The 17,848-nt window shown below is 43.1% G+C and carries 19 protein-coding genes, 1 pseudogene and 1 other annotated feature; of the genes and pseudogenes, 2 read left to right on the top strand and 18 right to left on the bottom strand.

The features are described from left to right. Nucleotides 1-8: 8 nt before the first annotated feature. The 11 genes and pseudogenes from ACEQ1T_RS14020 to nadB all read right to left on the bottom strand — a co-directional run bounded on the left by ACEQ1T_RS14020 (nt 9) and on the right by nadB (nt 10,972). Nucleotides 9-215 carry a DUF2905 domain-containing protein gene (locus tag ACEQ1T_RS14020; protein ID WP_206838910.1) on the bottom strand — a complete coding sequence of 69 codons (207 nt, stop codon included), beginning with the start codon at nt 213-215 and terminating at the stop codon, nt 9-11. After that, a complete protein-coding gene (ruvB, locus tag ACEQ1T_RS14015) occupies nt 212-1,213 on the bottom strand; it encodes a Holliday junction branch migration DNA helicase RuvB (protein WP_206838912.1) in 1,002 nt (333 codons plus the stop codon). The genes ACEQ1T_RS14020 and ruvB overlap by 4 nt, the downstream gene beginning before the upstream one ends. Before the next feature lie 52 nt (nt 1,214-1,265). Further along, nucleotides 1,266-1,877 carry a Holliday junction branch migration protein RuvA gene (gene ruvA / locus ACEQ1T_RS14010; RefSeq protein WP_370223420.1) on the bottom strand — a complete coding sequence of 204 codons (612 nt, stop codon included), beginning with the start codon at nt 1,875-1,877 and terminating at the stop codon, nt 1,266-1,268. Nucleotides 1,878-2,026: 149 nt separating this feature from the next. Beyond that, complete coding sequence (locus ACEQ1T_RS14005) at nt 2,027-2,590, bottom strand: tyrosine-type recombinase/integrase (RefSeq protein WP_206838915.1); 564 nt, start codon at nt 2,588-2,590, stop codon at nt 2,027-2,029. A gap of 137 nt (nt 2,591-2,727) precedes the next feature. Next, nucleotides 2,728-3,276, bottom strand: a complete 549-nt coding sequence (locus ACEQ1T_RS14000; protein ID WP_206838916.1) for an intercompartmental signaling factor BofC — start codon at nt 3,274-3,276, stop codon at nt 2,728-2,730. A gap of 163 nt (nt 3,277-3,439) precedes the next feature. After that, complete coding sequence (locus ACEQ1T_RS13995) at nt 3,440-4,183, bottom strand: YhcN/YlaJ family sporulation lipoprotein (RefSeq protein ID WP_370223418.1); 744 nt, start codon at nt 4,181-4,183, stop codon at nt 3,440-3,442. Between the two features lie 110 nt (nt 4,184-4,293). Continuing rightward, the gene (locus tag ACEQ1T_RS13990; RefSeq protein WP_370223417.1) at nt 4,294-5,316 is read right to left on the bottom strand and encodes a phosphotransferase; all 1,023 of its coding nucleotides are present in this window, start codon (nt 5,314-5,316) and stop codon (nt 4,294-4,296) included. Next, nucleotides 5,270-7,087, bottom strand: a complete 1,818-nt coding sequence (gene safA / locus ACEQ1T_RS13985) for a SafA/ExsA family spore coat assembly protein (protein WP_370223416.1) — start codon at nt 7,085-7,087, stop codon at nt 5,270-5,272. Before safA ends, ACEQ1T_RS13990 begins: the two co-directional genes overlap by 47 nt. Before the next feature lie 370 nt (nt 7,088-7,457). Further along, nucleotides 7,458-8,563: pseudogene (gene nadA, locus ACEQ1T_RS13980) on the bottom strand (quinolinate synthase NadA). A gap of 23 nt (nt 8,564-8,586) precedes the next feature. After that, nucleotides 8,587-9,423: a carboxylating nicotinate-nucleotide diphosphorylase gene (nadC, locus tag ACEQ1T_RS13975; protein WP_206838920.1), complete on the bottom strand. Its 837-nt coding sequence runs from the start codon at nt 9,421-9,423 to the stop codon at nt 8,587-8,589. After that, nucleotides 9,392-10,972 (bottom strand): L-aspartate oxidase, encoded by a 1,581-nt coding sequence (gene nadB, locus ACEQ1T_RS13970; RefSeq protein ID WP_370223415.1) that lies wholly within the window; start codon nt 10,970-10,972, stop codon nt 9,392-9,394. The genes nadC and nadB overlap by 32 nt, the downstream gene beginning before the upstream one ends. A 142-nt stretch (nt 10,973-11,114) precedes the next feature. Here nadB and ACEQ1T_RS13965 point away from each other — a divergent pair, with 142 nt between their 5' ends. Both ACEQ1T_RS13965 and ACEQ1T_RS13960 read left to right on the top strand, forming a co-directional pair. Next, nucleotides 11,115-12,257, top strand: coding sequence for an IscS subfamily cysteine desulfurase (locus ACEQ1T_RS13965; protein ID WP_206838923.1), 1,143 nt, complete (start codon nt 11,115-11,117; stop codon nt 12,255-12,257). 65 nt (nt 12,258-12,322) lie between these two features. After that, nucleotides 12,323-12,865, top strand: a complete 543-nt coding sequence (locus ACEQ1T_RS13960) for a transcription repressor NadR (RefSeq protein WP_206838924.1) — start codon at nt 12,323-12,325, stop codon at nt 12,863-12,865. A 68-nt stretch (nt 12,866-12,933) separates the two neighbouring features. Here ACEQ1T_RS13960 and pheA read toward each other — a convergent pair whose 3' ends face one another. The 7 genes from pheA to rplU all read right to left on the bottom strand — a co-directional run bounded on the left by pheA (nt 12,934) and on the right by rplU (nt 17,605). Continuing rightward, nucleotides 12,934-13,812 carry a prephenate dehydratase gene (gene pheA / locus ACEQ1T_RS13955; protein WP_206838925.1) on the bottom strand — a complete coding sequence of 293 codons (879 nt, stop codon included), beginning with the start codon at nt 13,810-13,812 and terminating at the stop codon, nt 12,934-12,936. A gap of 132 nt (nt 13,813-13,944) precedes the next feature. After that, a complete protein-coding gene (locus tag ACEQ1T_RS13950) occupies nt 13,945-14,400 on the bottom strand; it encodes an ACT domain-containing protein (RefSeq protein ID WP_053434259.1) in 456 nt (151 codons plus the stop codon). Nucleotides 14,401-14,425: 25 nt separating this feature from the next. Next, nucleotides 14,426-15,718 carry a GTPase ObgE gene (obgE, locus tag ACEQ1T_RS13945; RefSeq protein WP_370223413.1) on the bottom strand — a complete coding sequence of 431 codons (1,293 nt, stop codon included), beginning with the start codon at nt 15,716-15,718 and terminating at the stop codon, nt 14,426-14,428. 141 nt (nt 15,719-15,859) lie between these two features. Then, a complete protein-coding gene (locus ACEQ1T_RS13940) occupies nt 15,860-16,411 on the bottom strand; it encodes a sporulation initiation phosphotransferase B (protein ID WP_206838927.1) in 552 nt (183 codons plus the stop codon). Between the two features lie 239 nt (nt 16,412-16,650). Next, nucleotides 16,651-16,944, bottom strand: coding sequence for a 50S ribosomal protein L27 (gene rpmA, locus ACEQ1T_RS13935; RefSeq protein ID WP_009333115.1), 294 nt, complete (start codon nt 16,942-16,944; stop codon nt 16,651-16,653). Next, on the bottom strand, nt 16,945-17,283 hold the full coding sequence (locus tag ACEQ1T_RS13930; protein WP_206838928.1) for a ribosomal-processing cysteine protease Prp: 339 nt from the start codon (nt 17,281-17,283) through the stop codon (nt 16,945-16,947). It abuts the gene before it with no gap. Between the two features lie 13 nt (nt 17,284-17,296). Further along, a complete protein-coding gene (gene rplU / locus ACEQ1T_RS13925; protein WP_035331309.1) occupies nt 17,297-17,605 on the bottom strand; it encodes a 50S ribosomal protein L21 in 309 nt (102 codons plus the stop codon). Between the two features lie 13 nt (nt 17,606-17,618). Further along, nucleotides 17,619-17,698: a sequence feature (ribosomal protein L21 leader region), on the bottom strand. Nucleotides 17,699-17,848 lie beyond the last annotated feature (150 nt).

The raw sequence follows: 17,848 nt of genomic DNA, 5'->3' as shown, positions 1-17,848 counted from the left end.
CATATAGACTACCGGAACCTGCCAATAAAATAAAAGATGGCAGAAAGGATAACACTGATCAAAATCGATGTAACGACTGGAAAATAAAATGTCGTATTGCCTTTCTTGATCACTATATCCCCCGGCAGCTTGCCAATATTAATAAACTGGCTTATAAATCCGATGGCAAAAATGATGGCACCAATGACCATCAGCCACTTTGATATGCCGCTCAATCAGCAGGCACCTCCATCTGAAAATGGCGGTACACCAGGTCCGTTACAATTCTTCCTCTTGGTGTCCGCTGAAGAAACCCAATCTGCAATAAATATGGTTCATAAACATCTTCAATCGTGTGCGCTTCTTCTCCAATGGTTGCTGCAATTGTTTCAAGGCCAACAGGTCCGCCGCGGAATTTTTCTATAATCCCTCTTAATAATTTATGGTCAATATGGTCAAGGCCTAAACGGTCAACCTGCAAAAGCTCCAAAGCTTCCCTGGCCAGCGTTTCATCAATCCGGCCATCTGCTTTGACCTGGGCAAAATCCCGGACTCTCCGGAGGAGCCTGTTTGCAATTCTAGGCGTGCCTCTTGACCTTCTGGCCACCTCAATAGCGGCTTGTATATCTATACCTGTATCAAGAACCTCAGCTGTGCGGACAACAATATCCGTCAGCTGCTCTTCTGAGTAGTATTCAAGCCTGCTGAGAACTCCAAAACGGTCCCTTAACGGAGCCGATAACGACCCTGCCCTTGTAGTCGCGCCAACCAGTGTAAAAGGCGGCAAATCCAGTCTGACTGATCTGGCACTTGGCCCTTTTCCGATTACAATATCCAGACAAAAGTCCTCCATTGCCGGATAAAGAACTTCTTCAATCGAACGCGGCAAGCGATGAATTTCATCAATAAACAGGACATCACCCGGTTCCAAAGCCGTCAGGATCGCCGCCAAATCACCAGGCCTTTCAATGGCGGGGCCTGCAGTGGTTCTGATATTTACGCCCATTTCATTGGCAATAATGGCAGCCAGTGTAGTTTTCCCCAATCCAGGCGGTCCATATAGAAGGACATGATCTAAGGTCTCCTCGCGTATTCTCGCAGCTTTGATAAAGATCTCGAGGTTCTCCTTTACTTTATCCTGTCCAATATACTGCTTTAGTGTCTGCGGGCGCAGACTCTGTTCGAATGAAAGATCCTGAAGACCGGCTTCACCGGATATTATCCGCTCTTCCATACATAATCACCTTCTTAATATCAGCTTAAATGAATCGGACTCTTCCAATAAATTATAGTTTTAAAAGCTTTTGCAGAGCCTTCTTTATGTATTGGTCCGTTGTAAGCTTTTCCTTCTTCAGTTCCGGCGTAATCTTTTTCAGTTCCTTATCTGAGTATCCCAGCGCTTTTAATGCAAGCAAAGCTTCTTCCAGGTCCCCCGCAGGCCCGCTTTCATCCTGAAGTCTATCCGCTGAAAACAGATTAGGGAAAAAGTCAGGTACAATATCCGGCAGCTTCCCTTTAAGATCAAGAATCATTTGTCTCGCTGTTTTCTTTCCGACTCCAGGAAACTTAACGAGGAATGCTTCATCTTCATTTTCAATCGCCTGCACCACCTGTTCCGGTTCACCCGAAGCAAGAATTGCAAGAGCTCCCTTCGGCCCAATGCCGGTAACATTCAGCAGCTTGGTAAACAGAGTCTTCTCCTCCCGAGTCTGAAAGCCGTACAATGCCATAATATCTTCCCGTACATAATGATACGTGAATATCCTGACCTCCTGCCCGAACTCCGGGGTATAGCTAAATGGATTTGGCGTTAATATCTGATAGCCAATACCATTGTTTTCAATAACCACATATTCCGGTCCGATAAAATCCAGCTTGCCTCTTACAAATTCAAACAATGCCTTTCTCTCCTCTGATTTAACTGTACCTCATTGTACCATATTATATTTAGGCACGAAGAATAAAACGCTGAAGGAGGCGGGGACAGCTGCGGCTGAAGTCTGCACGATGCAGTACGCCCTAAATCAGCCAATCCCTTTAACTCATTCTATAAATTAACGTCCACTTTTATCAATTGCTTCCCGCCTTTTTCAATGCCAAGATAGCGCAGGGTTTCAGCGGAAGAGTGATGATTATAAATGGACATAATGATTGAAATGGCAATTCCTTTTCTATATGCATGATAGCCAAATGTTTTTCGAAGTGTATGTGTTCCAATTTTCCCGGGAATTCCAGCTTCCTTTGCAGCATTATTAATGATTCGATAGGCCTGCTGGCGGGTAATGGGCTGGTTATTCTTTTTGGATTTGAAAATATAATCACATTCGGAGAAATCATGCTGAGAAAAATATTTTTTCAGTTCTTTTTTCACGCTGTTATTTAAATAAAATGCATTATTTTCATTGCTGTTGAGATCGTTCAAATAAATAAACTCTCTTATCTCCTTCCCATCCCAAACATCACTAATTTTCAGAGATAGCAAATCACTTACCCTTATGCCTGTATTTATGCCTAATACAAAAAGCAAAAGATCCCGCTGTGACTGCTGTCTTAATATCTCTTTAATTTTATTTATGCTTTTGATGTCCTTGATAGGATCAACATATTCCACAAGATTCCCTCCTGCAACTAATGTTACATAAGTATAAGCTATCAAAAAATAAGTAACATTACAAATGATTATTTGGAGTTCATTAAAAATAGAAACATGCAAGAGAATTCGATTCCCTTGCATGCTTCACAGCTAATTCAATTCGCTTGCTTTTCACCGGCAGTATAGCTTTTAAATGTCTCCAGAACTTCCACATATCGATCTTTTGTTACAATGGGGATTCCTTTTTTTAATTCTTCACATTTTGTGCTTTCTAATTTCCCTAAATCGATTTGAAAGAAAGACTGAATGATATTTGTTTTTTGCGGCCTTCCATTGAAAATGGTTAATGTGCCGTCCTCAGTTACACCGAAGTACCCATTTGCTTTTAATAATGGCGATATATCATCCATTTTCATGCGGAACACCATATAATCTATATCCATATCAACAAGCTGCCATTGCTCATATTTAGACCAGAAATCTTCAAGGGTCCATATGGTTTCCTCTATCGTTTCCTGGCTCACTTCCCCATCCATATATTCTCTCTCCAAAATGACTTCCATCTTAAGCGGACCTTCAATGTGTTTTTCTGCTGCCTCAGCATATATAGAAGTATCCATAGATAAAAAGTTGAATGCATCTGTCTGGAAGAAGGGATAAAAGGAAGCAGCTACTATTAATAGCAAGCCCCATATGGTTCTCATGATCGATCACCTCGATTAAATAGTAACTTCTGCACCATCCGCCTGAGCCTGTAATCCCAGATCTTTATAAGTAGTGTCACCAATATTTTCATGTTTATCCTGAAATAATTTAATTATGTAAAAAGGGGCAAAGCCCAGCAGCTTTGCCCTCTTTGCTAATTCTTTATTTTTCCCTGCGGAACAAACTTTTTAAATCCCAATCAATTTGCTCCCGCGGTCCGCCATCACGAAGATTGTTATCAATGTTTCTTAAACGGCTAAACGTTCCTTCGTCTGTTACCACCGTGGCAGATCTCCCGCGCAAATATGGCTGAACAGCTTCATGAATCGCTTCTTTCGTCTGTTCTTCCTTATCGTAATCATTTAAATCTACAGCAATCAAAACATCGCTTCCATAAGTAACAGACCTGACATCTTCAACGTTTGGAACAGAAGCTGCAACGTCGCCAATTTTTTCAGCGAGCTCACCTTCATAAGCCTGATAATAAGAATTCTTGGCTTGTCGTGTATTGTCATCGAGATGCCCATGATAATTTGCATCGCTATGGCTAAAACGATTATCTCTCCGGAAAAAGCTGCGATCCCTGTCAGCAAGAGGAATAGTAGGGTTTCCTGTATTTTCATTTCTGACTCTTCTTGCATTATTGTCCATTCGGTTGTAGCCGTTATTTTTTCCCTCTCCGCCCAGAGTATGATCCATCATTTCTGTCAGAGGCCCATCATTATCTGTACCATCTTCAACCCGGACATTTCCGCCGCGGTTTCCGTGATTTTCATTTGAATAATAACCCATAGGCTGACCAATTTCATTCTTACGATCAACAGATGCATCTTCATTCGTTCCGCATCCTGCCAGCCCCATCGTCATGATGGCAGCCATCGGCACTGCAATTAATTTCTTGTGCAAGCGAAAAACCCCCTCGCTAATATTACAAGCCCTGAGCATTTCTGCTCTTTCTTAGCTTGTGAGCGAAAGGAGGCTTTCATTCTGTCCATTTACGTCCAATTTTTTGTGCATTATTCGTTTTTCTCATTGGCAGCATATTTAAGAGCTTTAATAAAACGCTGTCTCTCAGCAAACTGTCCTACAGTTAAATCCAAAACAGGACGAATCTTTACAGAATCAAGATATGTCCTATCCCTTATTACACGGTTCCATTCCCTGAATATATCAGTTGGAAATGCCAATGCATGAAGAAAGGCCTTTTCTTCAAGATTGGATTTGAACATTGGATATTTTCCCAAATCGTCAAATGACCATCTCATTAAAGGGAGGATGCGATTTGCATACTGAAGGTAATCGGAATAAGGAGTGCCTATTGCTATCAGGTCAAAATCAAGTAAATATAAAGATTGATTTTTTGCTCTGAGAAAATTATGATGTGCTACATCACCGTGCAGAATAACCTTCCTACCGGATTGAAAAAACCAGGCTTCCTCTTCAATGCCTTTTAAGGACCAATCTGCCCAGGCTAATAATTCATTAATAATTTCTTTTTGGACAAAATATCTTATTACAGGGAGATTATTAAGGAATAGGGTCGCTCTTTCTCTCCACTTGTCTGCCTGCCGATATGCAGGCACAACTGTTTGGTAACGGCTTACAAGCTTCTCTGTAGTATCGTGGAAATTCTTCAGCAAATTCAGTCCTTCCAAACGGTCACTCTTCAAAAAATAGGTGAACACTTCTTCCGAAGGCGGAATGTACTCCATACACCCAAAATATGTCCGGTCAAAAAACAAAGGAGGTTCTTTCGCAACCTCATAAAAAATATATGTTTTTGCAAATCCTTCATTCATTAATGATGATGTAAATGCCTCCTGAAGCTTTAGCCGATGATAGGATGAAAATCCTTTCAATATAAAGGCCCGTTCCTGCGTCCTCAGTAAATAAACCTTCTTTCTGATCGGCTTTAACTCTTCAATTTTAAAGGGCAGCTGATCTTGCAAATAGGAGAGGAGACGATTTTGAACTAAATCGTCTCCTCCATGATTAACCGTCGTATTCACTGCTTTCGTCAAAGCTTCTTGGCATTCCAAATGCCTCTCCGCCCATTGGGCCAAAACCTGGACCGAATCCTGGTCCTGGGCCATAGCCGAATCCCGGACCATATGCCTGCCCTGGACCGTGTCCTGGTCCCGAACCGTAGCCTCCCGGAGCAAATTGCGGTCCTCCACATCCGCAATCATTCGAAGCACCCATTACTGAACCAGGCATTAATGGCTTTTGAGACATCCCTGGAGATTCCTCCATTCCCTGCACCTGCGGCATCTGATGCGGCATTTGCATTCCCATGTCTTCTGCACCCATTACACCTGATGGCATTTGATGCGGCATTTGCGGCATCATCGCTCCTTGCACTTGATGTGGCATCTGATGCGGCATTTGCATTCCCATATCCTCTGCACCCATCACTCCGGATGGCATTTGATGCGGCATCTGAGGCATCATTGCTCCCTGTACCTGTGGCATTTGATGCGGCATCTGCGGCATCATTGCTCCCTGTACCTGTGGCATCTGATGCGGCATCTGCGGCATCATTGCTCCCTGTACCTGTGGCATCTGATGCGGCATCTGCGGCATCATTGCCCCTTGCACTTGATGCGGCATCTGCTGTCCCATATCTTCGGCCCCCATCACACCTGACGGCATTTGAGCCATTGGCATGAAAGGCGAAGATTCATCATAATCCGGACTTTCAACTCCAGCCATCATACCCATATGAGGCATTTGATGCTCCGGCATCATCGCTCCCTGTACCTGCGGCATCTGGTGCGGAATTTGCGGCATCATCGCCCCCTGAACCTGGTGTGGCATCTGATGCGGCATCTGCGGCATCATCGCTCCCTGTACCTGGTGTGGCATTTGGTGCGGCACCTGCGGCATCATCGCTCCCTGTACCTGATGTGGCATCTGGTGTGGCATTTGCGGCATCATCGCTCCCTGTACCTGGTGTGGCATCTGGTGCGGCATCTGCGGCATCATCGCTCCCTGTACTTGAGGATAAGGCATTTGAGGGTAACATGGGTTAAAAGGAAACATTGGCTGATATTGACCTCCTTGATGTGTATATAAAGATGATTCGCTTTCCGGCGATTCAGGGCTTTCTTGATTCGAAGCCGGCTTAACCTGCGGAAGGATATTGACTGGTTTAGGCGGGAGCTGGGGCTGTGGCTTAGATTCTGATATAGGCAGTGGTTTTTGCTGTGGTTTTGTTTCTGCAGGCTTCACTGGTTTTTCCTTCGCTTTTACCTCTTTTGCCGGAAGCGGCTTTTGCTGCTGCGGTTTAACCTCTTTTGCTGGAAGTGGCTTTTGCTGCGGAGCCGGCTGCTGAATATTCATCATATAATAATTATTTATATCAATTTCAGGCATAATAGGCTTTGGCATTTTTGGCGTATAAGGTTTTTTGGGAACTTCTTTTGGTGCAGGTTTTGGCATTTCTTTCGGGATTTCAACTTTTGGCGCCGTTACTTTTGGCATTTCCTTTTTCGGTGCTTCTTTTACCGGCTTCCCCTTAGGTGCTTCAGCTGATGGCATGGTAATAGGTTTCTCTTTGGCAAAAGGTTGTTCTGCTTTTGGCATTTCCTTTTTGGCACCCAAATTTATTTTTGCTTCCGGTTTTCCTCCAATAGGAGCCTCTTTTTTTATTGAGCCCCCGCTTGCAGGAACTTTTATTTTCATACCGGGCATAATCATATCAGGGTTGCTGAGCTGTGTATTCATCTTTTTCAGCTCTTCAAAATTCACGCCGTACTTTTTGGCAATCTTCCAAAGAGTATCCCCTTTCTGTACGATATGGATTTTCACTCTGAATTCCCTCCTATGCGTAAGGTGATACTTCCATCAGTGATGGCTAGTAGAACCAATCGGGCATTTACGGGCATTTCATCCATTTATTTGAAAGGTGCAGATTAGTGCCCGTTAATCGCGATGAGTCCATATAGTGTATGAAGAAATGGGCAAATTGCTAACAATCTACACAAAAAGATATGCATTTTTCCCAGGAATTATGAATCAGCGTTTCTTCTAATCCTAGTAACAGCAAAGGTCAGCAAGGCAATAAAAAAATCCTCCCGGCGGGGAGAATTTTTTTATTAGCCTAAGTTCACTCTGACTGTTTCTGAATACTGCGCGTAATTTCCGCTGATTTAGAGACCGGCAAACCTTATGCAGACGCTCATGGACGTTCGAGCATCCTATTTAATGCCAATTTAGCAAATGCTGCTGTTTGTTCTTCAACCTGAATTAGATTTTGGCTTTCGCCCTGCTCGATTGCTTCAAGACACCAAACAAGGTGCGGTAAATCGATCCGGTTCATGGTCAGGCAAGGACACATATGAGGGTTAAGTGAGATGATTTTTTTATCTGAATGCTGGTTGATAATCCTTTTAACCAAATTCATCTCTGTACCAATCGCCCATTCAGACCAAGGTTCTGAATGTCGATTGCATCTATAATATAATTGGTTGACCCGGCCATATCGGATAGTTCCACGACTTCCCTTCTGCATTCCGGATGGACAATGACCTTCATTTCCGGATATTGTTCGCGAACTTCTTTGATGTTTTCAACAGTAAAGTTTTCATGAACAGAACAATGACCTTTCCAAAGAATTACTTTAATTTCCTCAAGCGGCCCTTCATATTCAAGCTGATCCGTAATGGGATTCCATACAGCCATTTCCTCAAGCCTAATTCCCAGGTTATAAGCCGTATTTCTACCAAGATGCTGGTCAGGCAGAAATACAATTCTCGTCTTCTGCTCAAACGCCCAGCTCACCATTTTTTCAGCATTCGAAGAAGTAACTGTTGCTCCTCCATGACGGCCTACAAAAGCCTTGATGGCCGCAGTAGAGTTTACGTATGTTAAAGGAAGCATTGTATCGCCAAACATGGTATGCAGCTTCGTCCAGGCTCTTTCTGTTTGGCTGATATCAGCCATATCGGCCATGGAGCAGCCTGCGCGCATATCAGGCAATAGCACCTTTTGATCAGAACCTGTTAAAATATCTGCCGTTTCAGCCATAAAGTGAACTCCGCAAAACACAATATATTCAGCCTCTGAATTTTCCTGTGAAAGCTGGGCAAGCTTTAGTGAATCACCAGTAGCATCCGCAAACTGGATGACCTCATCCTTCTGATAATGATGACCCGGTATGAACAGCTTATTTCCCAGCTTATCTTTTATTTCTCTTGCTCGATCCTCCAGTTCCTTTACAGTCATCATTCGATATTTTTCCGGAAGAATATTTGTTTGTTTTTCTGCTGTCTGAAAAATATTCATTTCCTCCATACCCCTTTGCCAATTTATTCAATAGTAACCTTCACACTTATATCAAGTGATTTCACAGAATGTGTAAGAAAACCCAGTGAAATAAAGTCCACTCCTGTATCGCTGTATGCTGACAGGTTATCCAGCGTGATTCCGCCGGAAGCTTCAGTCAGGATCCCCTTTGGCACGCTCCTGATCCACTCTTTAATTTCTTCAGGGCTCCTATTGTCAAACATGATTACATCTGCACCTGCCTTAACTGCTTCAAGGACCTGATCTTTTGTTTCCGTTTCGACTTCAACTTTTACCATATGCCCAATTTTTGACCGCACTTCTTCCACAGCTTCCGAAATTGAGCCTGCAAAAGAAATATGGTTATCTTTAATCATGACTGCATCATAGAGGCCATATCGATGATTAAATCCCCCTCCGCATCTGACTGCATATTTTTCAAGCATTCTAAGGCCAGGAGTAGTTTTTCTTGTATCGCAGATTTTCGTATGTGAACTATTTAAGACCCGGACAGCCTCATTAGTTTTTGTGGCAATACCGCTCATTCTCTGGAGCAGATTTAAGATCACTCTTTCACCGTTTAATAAATCGGATACAGGACCAGTAGCTGCAGCAAGGACTTGACCTTTCTCAATCCACTCTCCATCCTTTACTTTTATATTGACTTCAGCCGCTGGGTTCAGCACCTTATATCCTGACCTGATTATTTCTTCTCCGCAAAAAATGCCATTGTCTTTTGCCAGGAAAACGACCTTTCCTGTCTGATTCTCACCAAAAATAAGTCCGCTTGTCAGGTCGCGGTCACCGATATCCTCGAGAAAAAACTGTTCAAGTTGCAATCGCAGCTTTAATTTGTTCATGTTTACCATCCTTTTCAGATTTTCGGGATTGAATAATTCTTTTTCCAAGCCATTCATGACTTTCGAAAGGATAATCCTGCCGGAAATGACCACCCCGGCTCTCTGTCCTCCTTAATGCAGAATCTGTTATCAGATAGGCTGTGATAAGCATGAAAGCCCGTGTTACTTCTTCTATTGAAAGGTCATCTAATTCTGCTTTAATCCATTCTTTAATTTTGCAGCCTTTAAGCCAGGCAAGCTGATCTAAAAGCCCTTCTTTTGTTTTGATAATCCCTGCATTTTTCATCATTCTCATTTTAATTTCTTCAATTGAAGGCAAACTTTCTTTGGTTAGACAACTGATTGCCTCGGAAAATATCAGTTCTTTTGCAGGTCTGCTTGACGGCTGTTCATTAAGCCACTCTGCAAGCCTTTTGCCCACATATAAACCTTCCAGAAGAGAATTGCTTGCAAGCCGGTTAGCGCCATGTACTCCTGTGCATGCAGCTTCACCAATCGCATACAGGCCTGGAATACTGGTGCGGCCAAATAAATCAGTTTTAATTCCTCCCATTAGAAAGTGGCTTCCGGGCGAGACTGGAATTTTCCCAGTGCTTAAAGCTACTCCGTTTTGTTCACAGATTTTTGTTATCGTCGGAAACCTGGATTTAAAGTTTTCAATTGAGGAGATATCCAGGAATACAGCTTTTCCTCCCTCTAGAGAATGAAAAATTGCCTGTGATACAACATGTCTTGGCGCTAAATCTCCCTGTGGATGAAGTCCTGCCATTAATGGTTTCCCGTCTTCCGTAATGAGCCTGCCTCCCTCTCCCCTGACAGCTTCAGAGATTAGCCCCAATGCTTTTCTGTCTTTATAGAGAAGGGTGGGATGAAATTGGATGAACTCCATATCCGCAATCTCCGCACCTGCTCTGTACGCTAAAGCAATGCCATCTCCTGTCACGGTATCGGCATTGGATGTATATTCATATAGCTGGCCGCAGCCCCCTGTTGCAAGCACAACATGAGATGAAAAGAATCCATGAATTACACCATTGGAATCTTTTCCTTTTACCCCTATACAACTGCCGTCCATGTCATTTATCAGCAGTTCAAACACGAGAACATTTTCCATGATTCGAACGTTTTGGTTTTTCTTTGAGAGCATAAAATCAATGACTGTTTTTCCAGTACTGTCCCCGCCTCCATGAACAATTCTGTTTTCTGAATGAGCTCCTTCCCTGCCTAACGCAATTGCTCCTTCAGAATTCATATCAAACCGGCATCCCTCTTGATTAAGCTCTTTTATCAGGGAGGGTGCTTCACTGGTCAGGGACAGCACTGCATCACAATCATTATGAAACCTTCCTGCTTCGAGTGTATCCATGTAGTGCTTTGATGGGTGATCATTTACTCCCATGGCAGCCGCAATGCCGCCCTGTGCCATATATGAGTTTCCATTTTTTATGGTTGACTTTGTGAGAATAATCACATTTAAGTCCTGTCGCAGCTTCTTTGCCAACTGCAAAGCGGCTACCCCGCTTCCTATAATCAAAACGTCGGCATTCATTATTTTTTACCTCCTGTTTTTACAGGTGTCTTGACACCTATATTTACACAGATTTAGAATTATGACAAGAGGTTTTCATAGTTTAAGAGGAACTTCTGTGCTTTTCGAAGGTTTTATTTAAAAAGAGAGAGCAGGTGAGAACATGAAATATTTCGATTATGCAGCATCATGTCCGCTCGATCCGGAAGCGGCAGATGCCTATATAAAAGCCTCAGCTGAATACTTTGGCAACTCCCGCAGCCTTCATGATACCGGGAGCGCAGCAGAGGGTCTACTTGAAAATTGCCGGAGAGAATTGGCAGTAATTTTAGGAGTTGAGAGTGAAGGAATCTACTTTACCAGCGGAGGTACAGAAAGCAATTTACTCGCAATATTTGCCTTGCTGTCTGGCTCTGAAACATCGGGAAAACATATTATAGCGGGAATGGCTGAACACTCTTCTATTCATAGTGTTTTAGAGAAATTACGCCTTGAAAAAGGCTATGAAATTACTGAAATCCCTTTTGGAGCGGATGGCCGTATTGACCTAAAAAAATTAAGTTCGGCCATCAGGGATGATACCGTCTTAATTACCATACAGCATGGAAATCCCGAAATCGGCACATTGCAGCCTGTCCTTGAGATCAGTCAGCTTTGCAGGCAAAGACAAATATTGCTGCATAGTGATTGTGTCCATACTTTCGGCAAATCAGACTTAAAAGAAATTACCCGCTTTGTTGATAGCCTGTCCTTTTCTGCCCATAAATTTTACGGGCCAAAAGGGGTTGGAGGGGTTTACCTTAAACCCGGCAGGCGGTGGAGCTCCTTCTTACCAGGCGTATCCCATGAAAAAGGTTTCAGGCCAGGCACCGTGAACCTCCCGGGAATTGCAGGAATGACAGTGGCTGCTCAGAAAGCTTATGTAAATTTAAACAGACATAACAGCCATTTCAAAACAATGCGTGAAGCACTGCTGAAGGAGCTTGAGTCTTTACAGGAGAAATTTGTGTTATACGATTTTGCAGAATCTCACCAGCTTCCATCTACATTGGGGCTTCGGCTAAAAGGGGTAGAAGGGCAATATATCATGCTTGAATGCAACAGACACGGCTATGCCGTATCTACAGGAAGCGCATGCAGTACTGGCATGAAAACTGTTTCTAAAACGATGGAGGCCCTGGGGGTTCCAGAAAAAAAAGGCAAGGAATTTATCCGGATTTCCTTCGGGTGGAATACTGCTGTTGAGGATGCAAAGTCACTGGGGGAAAAGCTGGCAGAAATGGCCCGGGAACTCGTACCGCTCTAATCTTTTATCATCTGCCGTTTCTTATGTTAGAATGAGACATTATCGGATTATAAGGGTGAGGAAAAATGAAGGAACAAAAAAAGGTGCTCGGAGAGGAGCGGAGGAACTTTCTGCTTCAGCTTCTTAAAGAAAGCGGACAGCCCATTACAGGGGGCGACCTTGCAGCAAAAACAAATGTAAGCAGACAGGTGATTGTTGGGGATATCACCCTTCTAAAGGCAAGAAAAGAGCCAATCATTGCCACGAGCCAAGGTTATATGTATCTTCATCAGGCTTCTCCTGCAACAGCAGCCGAGCGGGTCATTGCCTGCCATCATGACCCTGCGAGGACTGAAGAAGAATTGAATCTGCTTGTCGATCATGGGGTTACAGTAAAAGATGTAAGAATTGAACATCCTGTTTATGGTGACTTAACTGCTTCGGTTATGGTATCAACCCGTCAGGAAGTCAAGCAATTCATGGATAAAATTAAAGCCACAAAAGCTTCCTTCTTATCAGAACTGACAGATGGCATTCATCTTCATACTCTTTCTGCAGCCTCAGAACGGAAGCTCGATGAAGCTGAGAAATTATTAAAGGAAGCTGGATTTCTTATTGACCAGGAATAGAGTTATTCTTTTTTATTTTCAAATAAGAAAAGGATCCGGATATGTTTTCACCGGATCCTTTTCTTTTTTTAATCCTGAAGAACTTTGGTATTTTTATTGCGAAGCTGAAAATATGGATAGCTTCCCAAAACCTTAACGCTGCATCCCAATGCTTCCAATTCGGCAACTGCACCGGGGATAAGGACATCATCCTGCTTCATATCAACGTCAATGATAAAGAAATAATTTCCCAACCCTGTTTTCATCGGCCTTGATTCAATCTTAGTCAAATTGAGCTTCCTCCAGGCAAATGCCGAAAGTACTTGATGAAGTGCCCCTGACCGGTCAGCCGGCAGCGTCACCATAACTGTCGTCTTGTGCCCGGCAAACTCTTTGCGGTCTTCATTGATTGACAGCTCTTTATTGGATAAAACTATGAATTTGGTATGGTTAAAATCAAAATCATGGATATCCTCTTTTACGATCGCCAGTCCATACACTTCTGCCGCTAATTCATTAGCTATGGCGCCCGCCCGCAAGTCCGGATTTTCTCTTACATATTGAGCAGCTGCTGCAGTTGAAGTAGTGCTTTCACAAGGGATTCCTTTCAGCTCTTTATGCAGAAATTTATGGCATTGTGCAATAGCATGGGAATGGCTATAGACTGCATCAGTTTTATTCCATTCCTTAACATGATCTGGGTGGACCATAAAATGCTGGCGAATTGGAGCTGTCAGTTCCCCGATAATAGGAAAATCAACTTCGTGGATTAAATAGTCCAATGTAATATTCACTGAGCCTTCCAATGCGTTTTCAAGAGGAACTACCGCCAGCTCTATTTCATTCTCATTTAATGCATCAAAACAAGCAGGTATCGTTGGGTAGGCAACGGCTGTCTCATTCGGGAATAAACTCCTCGCAGCAATATCTGTAAAGGTGGCTTTCGGGCCCAAAAATCCTATCTTCACGGTAATTACCTCCTTTTTCGTCAGACTTATCTTAAATCACTGAAAATTATCTTTATACTTTACTACTTTAACATATGTATGTAATTTACAAAATAAAAAACTAAAAAAGGGCAGGGTACAAAGCGCATTTTCTCACGCACCCGTTCCCAGCACCTCTACTTTTTCTACAAATTCCAATTTTCGAAGCCTTGCCAAGAGCTCCTCAATCTCGATGCCCATTTCAGTTACATTCAGGGAAAGCGTGACATTTGCCCTTCCCTGAAGTGGAATGGTCTGGTGTATGGTTAGGACATTGCACCCCGATGAAGCTACAACGCCCAATAAATGTGATAAAGTCCCTGACCTGTCTTCCAAATGAAAGAATAAAGTGATCAGCCGCTCTTTAACAACAGTATGGAAAGGGAACACAGTGTCTCTATATTTATAAAAGGCACTTCTGCTCAAATCTACTTTTTGGACAGCATCCCAAACCGATTCGGCTTTTCCCCTTTCGATCATTTCCTTCGCATCCAATGTTTTCTTCATCGCTTCAGGCAAAACATCTTCGCGAACCAAATAAAATTTCTTATCGAATCTATCTTTTCTCATTTCTCCACCCCGTCAATCGAGAAGGTTAGTCAATAAACTCGAATTCATAATCAAGCAGCTTAACGGTATCACCGTCTTTTGCTCCTTTTTCACGAAGAGCATCATCCACACCCATTCCGCGCAGCTGTCTGGCAAACCTGCGTACAGATTCATCTCTTGAGAAATCAGTCATCTTAAAGAGCTTCTCAATAGCATCGCCTGATACGACGAACACTCCTGCAGGATCTCTAGTAATGACAAATTCGGTCTGTTCAGCCTCATGCTTGTAAAGAACGCGGTGCACACCAGTGTCTTCTTCTTCTTCATGTGACAGTGGAAATTCAGGTGTTTCTTCAAGCTTATCTGCAACGGCAAATAATAGGTCCCTTAACCCTTTTCTTGTTAAAGCTGATATTGGGAAAATCGGATAATCTTCTTCAATCTGTTCTTTAAATTTCTTAAGATTTTCCTCTGCATCAGGCATGTCCATTTTATTGGCCACAATGACTTGAGGCCTTTCAGTGAGTCGAAGGTTATACTCTTTTAATTCTTTATTGATGGTTAGATAGTCTTCAAAAGGATCCCTGCCTTCAACAGCAGCCATATCGATAACATGAACAATAACTCTTGTTCTCTCAATATGCCGTAAAAATTGATGTCCCAGGCCAACTCCCGAATGGGCACCCTCAATTAATCCAGGCAAGTCTGCCATGACAAAGCTGCGGCCGTCTTCAGTCTCAACCATTCCCAGATTGGGAACAATCGTCGTAAAATGGTATTCCGCAATCTTCGGTCTTGCTGATGATACAACCGACAGGAGCGTGGATTTACCGACGCTTGGGAAACCGACTAAACCAACATCAGCTAAAAGCTTGAGCTCCAGCACAACATCTCTTTCCTGGCCCGGTTCGCCATGTTCGGACAATTCTGGAGCAGGATTAGCCGGTGTGGCAAAGCGGGTATTCCCTCTGCCTCCGCGTCCTCCGCGGGCTATAACAGCTCTTTGCCCGTGCTCCGTCAAATCTGCGATTACTTCCCCTGACTCCGCATCTGATACAACTGTTCCTGGCGGCACCTTTACAATCATGTCTTTCGCATTTCTTCCATGCTGATTCTTAGACATGCCATGCTCACCGCGGGGAGCTTTAAAATGGCGCTGATAACGGAAATCCATTAACGTGCGCAATCCCTCATTCACTTCAAAAACAACATTGGCACCCTTACCGCCATCTCCGCCGGCAGGGCCTCCGTTCGGCACATATTTTTCACGGCGGAAAGCAACCATTCCGTTGCCCCCGTCTCCGCCTTTAACATAAACTTTGACTTGATCGACAAACATATATTATTCCTCCCGTCTGCAGTATGTCCCAATTGTCTGGCATTCAGCCAAATTACCGGCACTGACTGGATCCACTCTTACACTTAAGAAATGCTCCAGCCTGCAGAGTTTCACACTTAGTATTGCTTTCTTCAGCGGAAATCACTCTCTGCCATTCGCAATGAATGGCACAAATAACTCCAGTGCAAGCTCCTCTTCAGCTAATTCCTGAACAGAAGCGATTATGTCATCGTTCTTCTTTTTGAAGAACTGATCTAATTTATCGATATCTGTTAGTATTCCGCTAAAATCAAAAAAGAAACGAGCCCCTTCTTTTTCATGCCTGATGGATACAGATAAATGATTATCATGGTAAGGCTTTACTGATGAATCCAAAATGGCAAAAAAAGAGCCTGTCCACTCAGAAAGGACAAAATCATCCAATCTGCCGGGAATGGTATCATCGAGCACCTCATATTCAAGCTGAAAGTAGTGGTTCTCCCAATTATAAGTCAATAAAAGCGAAGCAAACGCAGGAAGGTTTAAATTAGAAAGTCTTGCTTCCTGCTGTGCTTCCACCACGATTTCATCTATGATTTCCTTAGCCCTGTCTACCTTGTTAAGGGAAAGGTTGCCTTTAATTAATTGTATTTTGTTCAGCCAGTCATGCCGGGCATGACGCAGCACTTCAATCATATTCCAGTCTTTATCCATATTTGCACTCCTGTATGGTTATTAGGCTGTCAGAAGACTGTGCTTGCTGTAAGTATATCAAAAAACATAAGTCCAGTAAGCAAATTTATGTTAAATAAGAAAATATTGCTTATGCGAAGAAGAGCTGCCTGTCTTCTGCAGCTATAAATTCATTAGATAAAATGTGAAGTGCACTGGCGGATTTTTTTGCCAAAAAAAGAAAACCCTAACCTTGTGGGCTAGGGTTTTCTCGAAAAGGCTTACGCCTCTTGAGCTGCAGGATATACGCTCACTTGCTTGCGGTCACGTCCAAGACGCTCGAACTTAACAACACCGTCAACTTTCGCGAATAGTGTGTCATCGCCGCCTTTACCCACGTTTACACCTGGGTAGATCTTAGTACCGCGCTGACGGTATAGGATTGAGCCGCCAGTTACGAATTGTCCGTCCGCACGCTTAGCGCCAAGACGCTTAGAGATTGAGTCACGGCCGTTCTTTGTAGAACCTACTCCCTTTTTAGAAGCGAACAACTGAAGATCTAATTTTAATAGCATTTATTCCACCTCCTGCTTTTTGAAGGTAATCTTTATATACTTTCCGTAGTCTTCTTCAATCGTCTGCAATGAAACAACCATGCCTTCAAGAAGAAGCTGCACTTTCTCATTCATATCATCCTGAAGATCAGGAAGGACACAGCGGAGAAAGCCATCACCGTGGCTGATTTCTGGTGTCACGCCGGTTAAGGCATGGACAGCATTAATGGCACCGATGGAAACGGCAGATACGCCTGCACAGACGATATCCTTGCCTCTGTTTGCGAAGAATGCATGACCGCTTATTTCAAACGAATGAATATTTCCGGAATCTTTACGAATAATCGTAACTTCAATCATCTGAATCGCCTGATTAAGCGTTGATTTTTTCAATCACAACTTTAGTATAAGGCTGACGATGACCTTGCTTTTTACGATAGTTTTTCTTTGCTTTGTACTTGAATACAGTGATTTTCTTTTGACGGCCTTGTTTTTCAACTTTAGCTGTAACAGTAGCACCTTCAACTACAGGGCTTCCTACTTTTACGCTGTCTCCGCCAACGAAAAGAACCTTTTCAAAAGTAACTGTTTCGCCTGCTTCAGCGTTAAGCTTTTCGATGTAGATAGCTTGACCTTCTTCTACACGTAATTGCTTACCGCCAGTTTCGATAATCGCGTACATGAACTGCACCTCCTCTTAGACTAAGACTCGCCATCCCAGGCGCCGACACGAAAAGCGGGCTTATGTACCTGTTCTGTGCGGTTGTAGCACGGGTGCGCTACAAACATAACATGAAAATCCTATCATATAATGATTAATCATGTCAATAAGAATTATATGATTCTCTTTGTTTGCACCTAAAATAACTTTTTTGCGTGCCTATACAATTATAATGCTAATGGTTTTATTAGGGAAGTGGGAAAT

It is taken from the genome of Cytobacillus sp., assembly GCF_964223445.1.
GTDB lineage: Bacteria > Bacillota > Bacilli > Bacillales > Cytobacillaceae > Cytobacillus.
Note: the sequence above shows the minus strand (reverse complement) of the source record. Positions and strands in the feature narration are given on the sequence as shown.